The following is a 13,493-nucleotide window of genomic DNA, read 5'->3' on the forward strand; positions in this document are numbered from 1 at the left end:
ATCAAGGACCCGGCTCAGTTCGCCGCGTTCAGCAAGATCGTGGAGCACGAGAGCGGCTGGAACCCGTCGGCGACCAACGCCTCCTCCGGCGCCTATGGTCTGGTCCAGGCCCTGCCCGGCTCGAAGATGGCTTCGGCCGGTGCGGACTGGAAGACGAACCCGGCCACCCAGATCAAGTGGGGTCTGGACTACATGAACTCCCGCTACGGCTCCCCGGTCGGCGCCTGGAACTTCTGGCAGGCCAACCACTGGTACTAAGCCACCAGCACACAGCACACAGCACACAGCAGCACGCATGCGAAGACGCCCGGCCGGAACCCCCGGCCGGGCGTCCTCGCATGTGCGGACCCGGAGCTCCGCCCGTGGGTGAGGAGGGTCACCCACGGTCACGGTCCCCGCGGGCCGCGCCGTTGCTAGATTGTGCGGCGGCCCGGTCTCGGGCCCCGGACGAGATGCGCCGTACCCGGTTACGCACGACGACGCGCCAGGCGCCGTCCCACCGGAGGGTGCCGAAGCGCCGTCCGGACCCGGGTGGCGTTCCCTCGTCGCACAGATGGGCCGGACACATGACCGTACCGCTCACCCGCACCCTCTACCGGACGACCGCCCACGCCGACGGGGGCCGCACCGGCACCGTACGCACCCAAGACGGCCGGCTGGACGTGCGCCTGGCCCCGCCCCGCAAGAACGTGCCGGGCACCACCAACCCCGAGCAGCTGTTCGCCGCGGGTTTCGCGGCCTGCTTCACCTCCGCACTGGCCGAGGTCGCCGCCGAATTCGGGGCGGACGCCTCCACCGCGCGCGTCGCCTGCGAAGTCCGGCTGGGGACCACGGACACGCCCGCGGGCTACGGCCTCGCGGTCGCCCTCACCGTCTCCCTCCCCGGCTGGACGGCCGCGGACCTGCTGCCCCTGCTCCACCGGGCGGACGCCGTCTGCCCCTACTCGCAGGCCGTGCGCGGGAACATCGAACTGTCCCTGCTCGCCGAGGACGGCGGCACCGCCGATGCCTGAGCCGCTGTACGAGGACGAGGCGGTCGGCCCGGGGAGGGCCGGGAGACTTCCGGCAGCGGGCGGGCCCGGCATCCCGGTACCCGAGCGGGGCGCCTGGCTGCGGCGCGGGATCAGCCGTGACGGCGGACCCCTGATCGAGGACCGCGAGGTGGTGTGGCTGCAGGCCGGGCCGTACTTCGCCGACAGCCGCGGATTCGCCGGCGTCACGTCCTTCGACGGCCGTCAGGTGCACTTCCACCACCTGACGGGGGAGCCCGGCGAGGACGCGGGTACCTTCCGGCGGGAGGGCACGGACCTCATCGAGTGGGGCACCAACACCGACGGCAGCACCTTCCTGGAGGTCTGGACCCCCCTCCCCGTCAATGACGTCGAAGCCCACGGCGACGTGGACACCGGCTCCTGGTCCGCCCCGGGATACCACGTGGTGCGCGTCGGCCGGCACCTCGTGCACGTCGATTCCCGGACGGGCACGTACTGGCAGCTCTGAGCAGTCGGTTCCGGGCAACCGGCCGGTTCGGCGAGCCGGATCAGGAAGTCGGGAGTCGGGAGCCGGGTCGCGGAGCCGGGTCAGCGGGGCATCGCCCCGATCACCGCGGTCGCGACCTTCTCCGCTTCCTCACGACAGCTTCCCGCCGGATGTTCCGGCCCGCTGAGCCTGACGAGGACGGTGAGGTTCCCGTCGCGAAGGTCGAGCCGGCAGCCCGTGCCGTCCGACCAGGCGGTGTCCCAGTACGCCTCGTCGCCCGGGCCGGGGCCGGCTTTGGCCCCGCGCTTGCTCACCGAGCCGGCGAGGTCCGCACGGGCCGCCTCCTCACCGCCCGTCCGTACGGTGGTCCCGTCCGGCCGCGTGGCGGAGGCGGTGCCGCGGTGCATCCACCAGGACACGTACGCGTGCTCGCGCGAGGTGCCGTACGCGTTCCAGGTGCAGCTCGCATAGGCGTTGTTCCCGGCGTCGCTGCGCGTGTCGTGCGCCGTGTCCCAGTCGGCAACGGGCAGCGGGAGCCCCCGCGCCACCTCGTCGCAGAACACCATGTTGACGAACCGGTCACCCTCCGGGCCGCGCGCTTCCGCCCCCGTCCCGCCGGGCCACAGGGCGTACGTCGTGGCGGCGGCCACCACCACCGCACCCGCCACCACCGGTCCACGGAGGAACCGGCGCCGCACCCGGCCGCCGCCGTCGGGCGCTGCGGCGCCGTCCGCCGTCGTGCGCACGGCCGTCGGCGCGCCGGCGGGTGCGGCGGCAGACGCGGTGGCCGCGGACCACGGGCCGGAGCCGGCCGATGTGCCCGAGCCGGCCCCGCCCGGGCCCGCCCCGGCGGCAGACGCATCCACCAGGGTCCGCTCCGGAGCGCCGAGCACCCGGTCCACCTCGGCCTGCTGAGCGGCGATCATCCCGCGCACGGCCTCCGGCCACCGGTCGCCACCCCCCGGAGCCACCGGCCCCAGCAGCTCCAGCAGCCCTGCCGGCGTGGGCCGGGCGGCCGGATCCTTGGCCAGACAGGCGGCGACGACCTCCCGCAGCCCCTCCGGTACGGCCGCCAGCTCGGGCTCGCCGTGCACCAGGTCGTACAGGGTCCGCAGCGTCGACTCCCGGGCGAAGGGAGAGCGTCCGCTCGCCGCCATGGCCAGCACCGAGCCGAGCGCGAACACATCGCTCGCCGCGGTCAGTTCCTTCGCCTCGGCCTGCTCCGGTGACATGAAGGCGGGCGAGCCGACGACGACCCCGGCCGCGGTGAGCTCGGTCGACCCCGGCCCCGCCACCTCCCCTGCGTCCGCGCCCGCCCGGGCGATCCCGAAGTCGATGACCCGTACGCCGTCCTCGGAGAGCAGCACGTTGTCCGGCTTGAGGTCCCGGTGCACCAGCCCCGCCCGGTGTATCTCCACCAGAGCCGTGGCCAGGCCCGCCGCGATCCGGCGCACGGCCTCCCCCGGCAGCGGGCCGACCAGGTCGACCACGTCGCCGAGCGAGGGCCCGGTCACGAACACCGAGGCCAGCCACGGCGTTTCCGCCTCCGTGTCCGAATCGGTCACGGAGGCCGTGAAGGCCCCCGACACCCGCCGCGAGGCATCCACCTCCCGCCGGAACCGCGCCCGGAAGGACGCGTCGGCGGCGATCCGCGCGTGCACCTGCTTGACGGCCACCAGCCGCCCGTCCGGCGCGGCACCCAGCAGCACCCGCCCCATGCCGCCCCGCCCGATCTCGGCGAGCAGCCGGTACGGCCCGACCGCGACCGGATCCGTCCCCTTCAGCCCTTTCACCGCTGCGGCACCACCCTCATCGCCGACCGCGCGGCCTGCAGGGCCAGCGACTCGCACTCCACTCCCGGCCCATACCGCGCCCCCTTCACCTGAACCGTCAGGTGAAGGTTCGCATCGCGCACTGACAACCTGCAGCGGAGGGGGCCGCCTTCGTCCACGGGGAGCCACAGCCCCTCGTCGGCGAACTCGGGACGGGCCTCGCGTCCGGCCCCGCCGCCCGGCCGGCTCCCCTCATGGGCGCGGTCGGCCTGCACCGCTCCGGTCCCGGCGCCCGGGGAGGTGAAGTAGGTGCGCCACTCGACCGAGACCTCGCTGGAGCCGAACTCGACTCCGCTCTGGACCCAGGCACAACCGCCACCGGAGCCCGAAGGGTCCACGGTGATCCCCCGACCACCACCCCCCAGCGCGAAGCCGCCCGGCAGCTGCATCTCCCCGCCGATGTCCCGGCAGGTGGCGGCCTCCGCCCGGTACGCGTCGGCCACCCGCGACAGCGGCGCCTCCTCCGGGAACAGGGCGTAGTACGCGTCGTCGCCCACGACCGCCCCGGCCCCGCCGAGCACGGCCAGGACGGCCACCACACCCCCCGCGACCAACGCCCGCCGCCGCCTCCGCCGACGTACGGAGACACCCGCAGCGGGGACGACAGCGGAGGCGGCACCGGATACGAGCCCTGCGGCACCCGCACGCGGCGGCATCGCGGCCGCGAACTCCGCCGCCTCGGCCCGCTGAGCGGCGATCAGCCCCGTCACCACGCCGGGCCAGGGCCGTGCGGCCGGCGCCACCCGGCCGACCAGCGCGAGCACCTCGTCCGGTCCGGGCCGCAGCGCCGGGTCCTTGGCCAGACACGGCTCGATCACCCCGCGCAGCGCGCCCGGCACACCCGAAAGGTCGGGCTCCGCGTGCACGATCTCGTACAGCAGGCGCGGTACGGACTCCGCCGCGAAGGGCGGCCGCCCCGTACAGGCCGCGACCAGCGTGGACCCCAGCGCGAACACATCGGTGGCCGGCGTGACCGCCAGGCCCTGCGCCTGCTCGGGTGCCATGAACGACGGCGAGCCGATCAGCGCCCCGGTGTGGGTGATGCGCGTCCGGCCCTCGACGGGCCGCGCGATGCCGAAGTCGATGACCCGTACGCCGTCCTCGGTGAGCAGCACGTTGGACGGCTTCAGGTCCCGGTGCACCAGTCCGGCCCGGTGGATGTCCCCGAGGGCCGTGGCCAGCCCCGCCGCCAGGCGCCGTACGGCCTCCTCGGGCAGTGGGCCGGCCGTCTCCAGGGCCTCGCCCAGCGCGGGCCCCGGCACGAACACCGAGGCCAGCCAGGGTGTTTCCGCCTCCGGGTCCGCGTCCACGACGGGCGCGGTGCAGGCGCCCGAAACCGTGCGCGAGGCAACGACCTCCCGCCGGAAGCGGGCCCGGAAGCCGTCCTCGTCGGCGTATTCGGCGTGGATCTGTTTGACGGCCACGAGCCGTCCGTCCGGACCGGCCCCGAGCAGGACCCGCCCCATCCCGCCTTCCCCGAGCACGGCGAGCAGCCGGTACGGCCCGGCCGCGGCGGGTGCGGGCCCCGATATCGGTCGCATGGAGGTGGTCCGTCCATCACACGGGCCGTCAACTCGGCCGAACCCCCGCCCGACGGAACCCAGCTGCCGGCGAGCCTAACCCACGGACCGGGCCGCTCATCAGACCATCCCTCAGACCTCTCGTCGCATGTCTCGTCGGATGTCTCGTCGGTGATCCCGTCGGATGCTTCGTCGGATGCTTCGTGGGATCAAGTGATCGGCTGTGAGGTCCCGTCGGGCAACGAGCAGACCTCTCCGCCGTACGGGCGCGACACGATCTGTCCGCCCGCGGCCGTGCAGTCGTCCCGGGTGATGGTCGGGGACACGGCGGCCTGGGCGCTGACCGCCCCGACGGCGCTCATGCCGGCAAGGGTCGCCGCGGCCAGTGCGAGACCCAGCATCCTTCGCAGTCGCAGACGCATGGCTTCCTCCTCCGGGCGCCCCGTTCGGCCCTGTGGGGGAAGAACGAGCCCATGTCCCGGGCGGACGGCGCCCTGCTTCTCAGCATGGGCGACGCGCACGGGCCCCGCGAGGCGAATCGAGCCGAGCCGGACCGAAGCCCCCGCCCCTACCGGGCAGGAACACCTGCTCAACCCCTGAGCAGCGGGTTTCAGTAGGTACCGGGACCCGCGCCGTGAACCGGCGGGTTGCCCATGGCGCGCAGCTGCTGCCACAGATACAGGTCGATGCGTTCGACGAAGTCGGCGGCCTGCGCCTCGGCCGAGGCCGCCGCCCAGGACGAGGCGCCGACCGACCCCTCCAACTGCTGGTAGTACAGGTGCAGCTGCTCCAGCGCATGACGGAGCGCCGCGGCCTCGACGGGCACGATGCCCGCGACCGCGGTGACGTAATTGGGCCACCAGCCGTTGACGGCCTCCCTGAGCAGGTTCTTCAACTGTCTGGACGTGCCGCACGCAGCCACGAAGCAGGCCGGTGGCGGGCGCAGCACCCGGAGCAGGGCGTCGGTCTGGGCGGCGGTGCCCCGCCAGCGGTTGCGGCGTTCCGCGTCCTCCCAGCGGTCCCGCGTCATCCCCAACTCGGCCGCGGTCCGGCTCATCGTCAGCCCGGCCAGGGTGCGGCACTGGGCGAGCGTCGTGGCCTCCCCGACGAGGTCGACGGGGGAGCACCACAGCGCGGCGGCCAGCGCTTTGACCTCGTCGTCGTCGGGCACGACGGTGCCGGATTCCCAGGCTTCCAGCAGGGCCGGCGGAAACGGTTTTCCCTGATAGGCGGCAATGGCGTAGGCGACCTGACCGAGAGTCACCCCGAGCATGCCGCGGATCGCGCCGGCGCGGGCCGGCTCGAATGGGGGGAGGACGGATGGATCCTCTACGAAGGACATAGCGGCACACCGTAGAGACCGACCGGCATTTCGCCAAGGCCCGGAAAGCGCGGTCCGTACGCACTACCCCCTGCTCGACCGGGCGGCCGCACCCTGCCGGTGACCGGCGATCTTGTCGGAATCGGCGCGCCTCCGACCTGCGCATTCTCCGTTTCGGGAGTCTCCCGAAACGCAAACCGGAGCGCGCTCCTTGGGCATTTCCTCCAAAGTTTTCCGTGAACACCCCCTTCCGCTTGGGGGAGTTGACGAGTAGCCGAATCCCTACTTAGAGTCCCGTCGTCCGCAGCGGAAGAATTCTTCCGTGATGCGAAAGGGGCAGTGGCTCCGTGCTGCCCACCCATGCAGCACACCACAGCACAGCCTGCAGCACAGCACGGCACGGCCTGCACCACAGCACGGCCCGCAGCTCGACACCGCCTGCAGCACAGCACTCTGCAGCACAGCACTTCTGCAGCATTCCGCGGCCGGCACCTCCTGCATCCGGCACGGCCCGCAGCACGGCACTTCCCAGCACACAGCACCTCCTTGAGTACGGCACTTCCTCCGGCACGGCACAGCCGTCAGCACAGAACCAACCCTCTGCAGCACAGCACCGCCTGCAACGCCCCGGCGCCGGCCGTCCCCCGGCGGCGGCCGCCCACCTTCCACCCGCACGCCCCGGAACCCCCGTTCCGCGGGCGGTGTCCCAAGGACTCCGCTTGTCGCCCCGCGCCTCCGCCCCAACGCCCGATGCGCCCACGCACCCGGTCGACGAGATCCTCCCGACCCGCCGCCTGGTGCCCGCCGCGCTCCAGCACGTCGCCAGCATGTACGCCGGCCTCACCGCACCACCGCTGATCATCGGCGGATTCCTCGGCCTGACGGCCTCGCAGCTCTCCGCCCTGCTCGCCGCGTCCCTCCTCGTCGCCGGTCTGGGCACCATCGCCCAGACCCTCGGCCTGTTCGGCATCGGCGCCCGGCTGCCCCTGACCAACGGCGTCTCCTTCGCCGTGGTGGCCCCGGCCCTCTCCACCTCCGCCGCCGTGGGACGGGAGAACGCCCTCCCCCAGATCTTCGGCGCCACCCTGATCGCAGGAGTCCTCTGCATCCTGCTGGCACCCGCCTTCAACCGGCTGGTCAGGTTCTTCCCGCCGGTCGTCAGCGGCACCGTGATCACCCTCGTCGGGCTGTCGCTCCTCCCGGTGGCCAGCACCTGGGCCCGCGGCGGCGACACCGGTGCGCCGGACTTCGGCTCGCCCTCCAACCTGGCCCTGGCCGGCGCCACCCTCGCCATCACCCTGGCCGTCCACCGTGCGCTCTCCGGCCGCTTCCTCGGCCGCATCGCCGTCCTGCTCGGCATGCTCGCCGGCACCCTGATCGCCATACCCCTGGGCAAGGTCGATCTCGATCCCCTCGAAGAAGCGCCGCTCTTCGCCTTCCCCGAGCCGTTCGCCTTCGGCGCCCCGCAGTTCGTGCCCACGGTCATCACCACCGGCGTGGTGGTGATGCTCGTCTCGATGGCCGAAGCCACCGCCTCGCTCTTCGCCATCGGCGCCGTCTCCGGCCGCCCCACCCAGGGCTCCACCATCACCGGAAACCTGCGCGCCCAGGGCCTGGGCACCGTGCTCGGCGGCGTGCTGGGGGCGTTCACCCCCACGGTCTTCGCGCAGAACGTCGGCCTGGTCGCCCTCAGCCGGATCCACAGCCGCTACGTGGTCACCGTCTGCGGTGCGATCCTGGCCCTCCTGGGCCTCGTGCCGGTGCTCGGCTCCCTCGTCGCGCTCGTCCCGCCGCCCGTCCTGGGTGGAGCGGGCGTGGTCTTCTTCGGCTCCGTCGCCGTCGCGGGCATCCGCACCCTGGCCAAGGCGGCCCTGGGCACCGGCCACAACAGCCTGATCGTCTCCGTCACCCTCGCCTTCGGCCTCGTCCCCGTCGTCAGCCCGGACTTCTACGGCGACCTGCCGGCGCCGGCCGAAACCGTCCTGGGATCGGGCATCTCCGCCGGCTGTCTGGTCGCCGTACTGCTGAACTACCTCCTCAACCACCTCGGCGGCGGCACCGAAGCCGACCCGGACCCCATCCCGGCCCAGCAGACCTCGCCGCTCGCCGCCCCCGGCCTCACGGGTCCGCCCCCTCTCCCCAGCCGGCGCCTGCACGGCCCGGGCGCCCAGTCCGTACCCGCACCCTCGCCGTACGCCGCGCCCTCGCCGTACCCCGCACCCACGCCGTACGCCGGCCCGCCCACGGACTGGCCCGCCCCCGGGCAGACCCACCCGAACTTCCCCACCCCACCCCCGCCCCAGGCATCCGGCCATCCCTCCACCCCTCCGGCGGACTTCTCCTCCCCTTCCTCCCCCTCATCCGACGCGTCGGTCGGGTTCCCCGGCCCGCTCCACCCCCTCCACTCCCGGCTCAACCACCCTCGGGCCCAGGCCATCCGCGTCCACGACGACGAGCCCACCCACCACCCCGAAGGCCCCGGTCGGCCGTCCCCGAACGACAGCTGGTAACCGCGGCAGCTGGTAACCGCGACAGCTGGTAACCGCGACGGCCGGTAGCCCCGGCAGCGGGCATCCCCAGAACCGCCCGCTCCGGCGAGCGGGTGCGGCAGAGCGCCTCCCGGCCCCATCCGGGAGGCGCTCTGCCCGTACGAGGCGACCACCGTCGCCCGATGATCCGATCAATCGTTCGATTCGCGGCGGTGTGGACGGGCTCTGCCCGAGGGGGAGTGGGGAGCGGGGGAGCGTGGAACTGGGGTGCGCCCGTCGGCTGCGGTGCAGTGCAGTGCGGTGCGGAGAGGGCCGGCCAGAGGGCCGGCCGACACGACGGTGCCCGACCCCGGTCGATCGGGAGGCCGAAAGCGTCCCCTGCCAGGCACGGTGTGGGCAGGGTGCGGGCGGACGGGCGGCCGACACCGCCCGTCAAGGCGCTATGCCCCTATTGCACGGATATTCTGTGAAGTGTGATCGAGTCTGGACGGCCGCGGCCCCGTCGGCGCTACGGCCGTGGGTGGCTCGTTCGGCTGTCTCCGGTCATCCTGACCGTCGTGATCGCCAGCCTGGCCTACGCCACTCCGCCGGAGATGGCCTTCAGCCGCCTCCTGCCCGCGGCACCGGCCCTGGCGGCCGCCATGTGGCCGGTCCTCCCCACCATCCTGCTCGGCACGGTCTGCCTCCTCCTGATGATCGGCCTCGGCATGGTCTTCCCCGACCTGGGGACCTGGTGGACGGCCGCCGGAATCATCGCGGTCACCGTGGCCGCCGCCTACGGAAGCCACCTCCGCCTCCAGCGGGAGCGCACCCTGATCCAGGTACGGCTCGTCGCCGACGCCGCCCAGCAGGTGGTGCTGAGCCCCATGCCCCGCCGCTTCGGCGACGTCGAGATCGAATCCCTGTACCTCGCCGCCGCGGCGGAGGCCCGCATCGGCGGCGACTTCTACGAGGTGGTCGACACGCCGTACGGGGTCCGGCTGCTCATCGGCGACGTCCGGGGCAAGGGCCTGCCCGCGGTGGGAACGGCCGCGGCCATCGTCAACGCCTTCCGGGAGGCTGCCTACGGCGAGACCGACCTGGTCGAGGTCGCACGCCGGCTCGACGCCAGCAGCACCCGCTACAACGCCGCCTTTCCGCCTGAAGGGCCGATGGAGCGCTTCGCCACCGCCCTCCTCGTCGAGATCCCGCACGAGGGCAGACGTATCCACATCCTGAACTGCGGACACCCGCCACCGCTGCTCCTGAACCGCGGAAAGCTCTGCGTCCTGGAACCCGACACCCCCTCGCCCCTGCTCAGCCTCGCGGAGCTGATCGGCGACGACTACACCGTCGACAGCTTCGGCTTCGTGCCCGGCGACCTGCTGCTCCTCTACACCGACGGCATCGCCGAGGCCCGGGCCCGCGACGGTGAGTTCTTCCCGTTGACGGCCTGGATGAACCGACAGCCCCCGACACCGCCCCGCGAACTGCTCACGGCCCTCCACCGCGACCTCCTCCGCTACAGCAGGGGCCGCCTGGACGACGACATCGCCGCCCTCGCCGTACGCCTGCACGAGTCCTGAGCCGCGACTCCCGGCCCCCCGGCCGCTCACCCACCCGCTGCGAGGCCCCGGGGCGGTCCGACACCCGCCCCTCCACCTCGTCCTGCCTCCGCCCCACGCAGCGTTCACCGCCCACGAGTGGACCAATGGCCCGATCCCACCGCCTCACCGGCAAGACTGATGAGCCGCGTTCCGGCGCACCGGAACCGGCGCACCGGAACCGGCGAACCGGAACCGGCGAACCGGAACCGACAGGGGACAGAGGAGGGAGGACGGCGGGCGGCGCCGCCGCCATCGCACCGGCATGAATCCCACCGGCATGGATCCCACCGGCATGAGTCCGACCGAGCAGCGCGCCGAGGGCGCGGGCCCGTTCACCACCCGCCTCACCTGGCAGCCCCCCGAGGGCGGCACCGCCGTGTGGGAGTCGAGGCCCGCCCGCCGGCGCGGCGTCATCGCCGTCCGCCCGCCCGGAGCCCCCGCCGGCGGGCACACCCGTGCCGACGCGGCCGCCCTGCGCCGGCTGCGCCGGCTCAACGCCCTGGCCGCCACCGCCTTCATCATCGGCGGAGCGCTCTTCGCCACCGGCGCCGGCGTCGCCCAGTTCGGCTCCGGCGACGCCCTGACCTGCGCCTCGATCTACTTCGCCGGCGGTCTCTTCTTCAACACCGGCGGCTTCGCCTCGCTGCTCCAGGTCGTCAACAGCCCCCGCCACGTACCCGGCGGCGAGGGCCGGCTGGTCACACCCGCATGGCGCTGGTGGAGCTACGAGCCGACCCGGGTGGACTGGCTGAGCGCGTTCGTCCTCTTCGTCGGCACCCTGGTCTTCGGAGTCAACCTCCTGGACTCCTTCCTCCAGGGCCTGACCGTCCAGCAGGTCAACCGCCTGATCTGGACCCCGGACGTGATCGGCTGCATCCTCTTCCTGGTCTCCGGACACCTCGGGTTCGTGGAGATCTGCCACCGCCCGTGGATCTGTCTGCGCAGCCGCAGCCTCGGCTGGTGGATCGTCGCCGTGAACCAGTTCGGCTCGGTCCTCTTCATGATCTCGGCACTGGCCGCGTACACCCGCCCCGCCACCGGCAGCCTGATCAGCACCGGCGTCGCCAACTGGGGCACCCTCCTCGGCGCCGCCTGCTTCTCCCTCGGCGGCCTCCTCCAGCTCTACGAACGCCCCTGACGGCACCCTCGGCCGACGGGCGGGAACGACACCTGCTCGCGCCCGCCCTCCGCGGGCTCCGACCGCTCAGTCGAGGCGCTTGGCGGTCTTGATGTAGACCGGCTCCACCGGAACGTCCTGCATGCCGTCCCTGGTCGTCGTAGGAGAGCTCACGATCCGGTCCACGACCTCGATTCCCCTGGTGACCTTCCCGAAGACGGCGTAGCCGGCGTCAGGACCGGGGTCGAGCGCGGGATTGTCCGCCACGTTGACGAAGAACTGGGAAGTGGCCGAGTCCGGGACCGAGGTGCGGGCCATGGCGATCGTTCCGCGGGTGTTGCGCAGCCCGTTGCCGGACTCGTTCACGATCGTCTCGCGGGTGTTCTTCTCGACCATCAAGTCGGTGAACCCACCGCCCTGGACCATGAATCCGGGGATCACACGGTGGAAGATCGTGTTGTTGTAGAACCCGCCGGCGACGTACCTGACGAAGTTGTTCACCGAGACCGGGGCCTTCTCGGCGTCGAGTTCGAGCTCGATTTCGCCGAAGCTGGTGACCAGCAGAACGTGCGGCTGCTGCGCACTCATCGTCGTCTCCTGTGCAGATCGCATGCTGAACAACCTCGGCGACGGCCTGAACCGCCAACCGGGCCACGAGGTCCCATTCCATCCCCGGACCCCCAATCCTCGCAGGTCGGCACCGGGGTTCCACCAACCGGCCAGGGGGGTGGCCTCGGCTAGAGGCGGCGTCCGTCCAGCCTCTGCGTGTGCCTCCTGAGCTGGGCGAAGAGCTTGTCGACGAGCTTGTCGACGGCCGTGTGCACGTCCGAGGCCGTTGCGGTGATGGTGGTGAGGTCCTGGCCGTCCACCCGGAGGGTGCCCGAGGCGATCCGCTCCGCACCGTTGGTCTTCAGGCTCACCCGAGCGCTTGCGGTCTCGGTGCCCCGCCCGTCGAGCGCGCCGAGCCTTTCGCCGACGAAGTCGCGCAGTGCGTCGGTGATCTCGACGTTGTCTCCGTTGAGCGTGTAGAGCATCTCTTGCCTCTCGGTTCTGACAGGTCCTCGCTGCTCAGGCTAGGCGCCTTGTCGCGCACGCACGAAGTTGCGGCAGGATTTTTTCCCTTCTGACTCGATTGATGTGCATTCGCATGCGCCGCCGCGTACCCGTCCGCGGCCGAGTCGAGCGCCGCCGTCCACCGGGGACTGCGGGCGGACCACACGTTTCAAACAACCGTATTGAACAACTGTCATAGACGTGCGTATAGTCGATCTCGGCGAAGCACCGCCACTCCGACACCCGGATCCACAGAGGGGTACCACCGCCATGACCGTCCAGCCCGCCCGCGCGACCCTGACCGTCGACAACCGCACCCTGTCCTACCTGGACTTCGGTGGCACCGGCCGCCCCCTGGTGGTCCTGCACGGCCACCTCTCCGAGGGCGCCTCCTTCACCGCCCTGGCCACCGCCCTCGGCCCCGAATGGCGGGTGATCGCCCCCGACCAGCGCGGCCACGGCGACTCCGACCGCGCCCCCGAATACACCCGCGCCGGCTACGTCGCCGACCTCCTCGCCCTCGTCGACCACCTCGGCATCGACCGCGCGGTCTTCCTCGGCCACTCCCTCGGCGCGATCAACGCCATCCATCTGGCCGCCGAACGCCCGGACCTGGTCGAGGCCCTGATCAACGTCGACACCGCCGTGGACCTCCCCGACCACGGCACCAGCCCCCTCGCCTTCGTGCTCGGCCTCCCCCACACCGCGCCCACCCGCGAGGAACTGGCCGCCTCCTGCGGACCCCTCGCCGCCGTCCTCGGCCCCGTGCTGCGCCCGCTGCCCGACGGCGCCGGCTGGCGGCTGCCCTTCCACCCGCAGGACACCGTCGACTCCGAGAACCTCGTCCACGGCGACCACCGGAAGCAGTGGCTCGCCACCGACTGCCCCGCGCTCCTGATCCACGGCCTGCGCAGCCAGGTCCTGCCCGCCGAACAGGCCCGGGCCATGTGCTCCGAGCGCCCCGGCACGGTCTACCGCTCCCTGGACACCGACCACTTCGTCCAGCAGGCGGACCCCGACGGCTTCGCCACCACGGTCCGCGACTTCCTCGCGGAGGCCGGTGTGTGACCAGATGATGATTCCTTCGTTGTCCGCA

13 protein-coding genes and 1 riboswitch are annotated in these 13,493 nt (G+C 72.5%); of the genes, 7 read left to right on the forward strand and 6 right to left on the reverse strand.

The window, feature by feature from the left end:
* The 3 genes from AB0O36_RS26680 to AB0O36_RS26690 form a co-directional block, all read left to right on the forward strand.
* On the forward strand, positions 1-258 hold a 258-nt coding region (locus AB0O36_RS26680), incomplete at its 5' end, for a transglycosylase SLT domain-containing protein (protein ID WP_365114737.1).
* A gap of 166 nt (positions 259-424) precedes the next feature.
* Positions 425-486, forward strand: a riboswitch (guanidine-III (ykkC-III) riboswitch).
* Positions 487-566: 80 nt separating this feature from the next.
* Positions 567-1,013: an Ohr family peroxiredoxin gene (locus AB0O36_RS26685; RefSeq protein WP_365114738.1), complete on the forward strand. Its 447-nt coding sequence runs from the start codon at positions 567-569 to the stop codon at positions 1,011-1,013.
* Positions 1,006-1,500, forward strand: coding sequence for a hypothetical protein (locus AB0O36_RS26690; RefSeq protein WP_365114739.1), 495 nt, complete (start codon positions 1,006-1,008; stop codon positions 1,498-1,500). Before AB0O36_RS26685 ends, AB0O36_RS26690 begins: the two co-directional genes overlap by 8 nt.
* An 80-nt stretch (positions 1,501-1,580) precedes the next feature.
* On the opposite strand, the gene AB0O36_RS26695 is transcribed toward AB0O36_RS26690, so the two are convergent.
* The 4 genes from AB0O36_RS26695 to AB0O36_RS26710 form a co-directional block, all read right to left on the reverse strand.
* A complete protein-coding gene (locus tag AB0O36_RS26695; protein ID WP_365114740.1) occupies positions 1,581-3,272 on the reverse strand; it encodes a serine/threonine-protein kinase in 1,692 nt (563 codons plus the stop codon).
* Positions 3,269-4,852, reverse strand: a complete 1,584-nt coding sequence (locus AB0O36_RS26700; RefSeq protein WP_365114741.1) for a serine/threonine-protein kinase — start codon at positions 4,850-4,852, stop codon at positions 3,269-3,271. The genes AB0O36_RS26695 and AB0O36_RS26700 overlap by 4 nt, the downstream gene beginning before the upstream one ends.
* Before the next feature lie 188 nt (positions 4,853-5,040).
* Complete coding sequence (locus AB0O36_RS26705) at positions 5,041-5,253, reverse strand: hypothetical protein (RefSeq protein WP_365114742.1); 213 nt, start codon at positions 5,251-5,253, stop codon at positions 5,041-5,043.
* A 188-nt stretch (positions 5,254-5,441) separates the two neighbouring features.
* The gene (locus tag AB0O36_RS26710) at positions 5,442-6,173 is read right to left on the reverse strand and encodes a helix-turn-helix transcriptional regulator (RefSeq protein WP_365114743.1); all 732 of its coding nucleotides are present in this window, start codon (positions 6,171-6,173) and stop codon (positions 5,442-5,444) included.
* A gap of 698 nt (positions 6,174-6,871) precedes the next feature.
* On the opposite strand from AB0O36_RS26710, the gene AB0O36_RS26715 reads away from it, so the two are divergent.
* The 3 genes from AB0O36_RS26715 (at position 6,872) to AB0O36_RS26725 (ending at position 11,365) form a co-directional block, all read left to right on the forward strand.
* A complete protein-coding gene (locus AB0O36_RS26715; RefSeq protein ID WP_365114744.1) occupies positions 6,872-8,662 on the forward strand; it encodes a nucleobase:cation symporter-2 family protein in 1,791 nt (596 codons plus the stop codon).
* Positions 8,663-9,114: 452 nt separating this feature from the next.
* Entirely contained in the window at positions 9,115-10,206 is a 1,092-nt protein-coding gene (locus AB0O36_RS26720) for a PP2C family protein-serine/threonine phosphatase (RefSeq protein WP_365114745.1), read from the forward strand.
* 313 nt (positions 10,207-10,519) lie between these two features.
* A complete protein-coding gene (locus AB0O36_RS26725; protein ID WP_365114746.1) occupies positions 10,520-11,365 on the forward strand; it encodes a hypothetical protein in 846 nt (281 codons plus the stop codon).
* A 66-nt stretch (positions 11,366-11,431) separates the two neighbouring features.
* Here the strand turns inward: AB0O36_RS26725 and AB0O36_RS26730 are convergent, their stop codons facing one another.
* On the reverse strand, positions 11,432-11,932 hold the full coding sequence (locus AB0O36_RS26730) for a peptidylprolyl isomerase (protein ID WP_365114747.1): 501 nt from the start codon (positions 11,930-11,932) through the stop codon (positions 11,432-11,434).
* Positions 11,933-12,081: 149 nt separating this feature from the next.
* Positions 12,082-12,378 carry a ribosome-associated translation inhibitor RaiA gene (raiA, locus tag AB0O36_RS26735; protein ID WP_365114748.1) on the reverse strand — a complete coding sequence of 99 codons (297 nt, stop codon included), beginning with the start codon at positions 12,376-12,378 and terminating at the stop codon, positions 12,082-12,084.
* Positions 12,379-12,667: 289 nt separating this feature from the next.
* On the opposite strand from raiA, the gene AB0O36_RS26740 reads away from it, so the two are divergent.
* Positions 12,668-13,465 carry an alpha/beta hydrolase gene (locus AB0O36_RS26740; protein WP_365114749.1) on the forward strand — a complete coding sequence of 266 codons (798 nt, stop codon included), beginning with the start codon at positions 12,668-12,670 and terminating at the stop codon, positions 13,463-13,465.
* The last annotated feature ends 28 nt before the right edge of the window (positions 13,466-13,493 follow it).

The sequence above is a fragment of the Streptomyces sp. NPDC089799 genome (assembly GCF_040684755.1).
GTDB lineage: Bacteria > Actinomycetota > Actinomycetes > Streptomycetales > Streptomycetaceae > Streptomyces.

What these genes read in the sequence shown, in the direction of transcription:
- AB0O36_RS26710 (WP_365114743.1), bottom strand. Translation starts at nt 6,173, where the DNA reads ATGTCCTTCGTAGAGGATCCATCCGTCCTCCCCCCATTCGAGCCGGCC.
- AB0O36_RS26685 (WP_365114738.1), top strand. Translation starts at nt 567, where the DNA reads ATGACCGTACCGCTCACCCGCACCCTCTACCGGACGACCGCCCACGCC.
- AB0O36_RS26700 (WP_365114741.1), bottom strand. Translation starts at nt 4,852, where the DNA reads ATGCGACCGATATCGGGGCCCGCACCCGCCGCGGCCGGGCCGTACCGG.
- raiA (WP_365114748.1), bottom strand. Translation starts at nt 12,378, where the DNA reads ATGCTCTACACGCTCAACGGAGACAACGTCGAGATCACCGACGCACTG.
- AB0O36_RS26690 (WP_365114739.1), top strand. Translation starts at nt 1,006, where the DNA reads ATGCCTGAGCCGCTGTACGAGGACGAGGCGGTCGGCCCGGGGAGGGCC.
- AB0O36_RS26725 (WP_365114746.1), top strand. Translation starts at nt 10,520, where the DNA reads ATGAGTCCGACCGAGCAGCGCGCCGAGGGCGCGGGCCCGTTCACCACC.
- AB0O36_RS26705 (WP_365114742.1), bottom strand. Translation starts at nt 5,253, where the DNA reads ATGCGTCTGCGACTGCGAAGGATGCTGGGTCTCGCACTGGCCGCGGCG.
- AB0O36_RS26740 (WP_365114749.1), top strand. Translation starts at nt 12,668, where the DNA reads ATGACCGTCCAGCCCGCCCGCGCGACCCTGACCGTCGACAACCGCACC.
- AB0O36_RS26730 (WP_365114747.1), bottom strand. Translation starts at nt 11,932, where the DNA reads ATGAGTGCGCAGCAGCCGCACGTTCTGCTGGTCACCAGCTTCGGCGAA.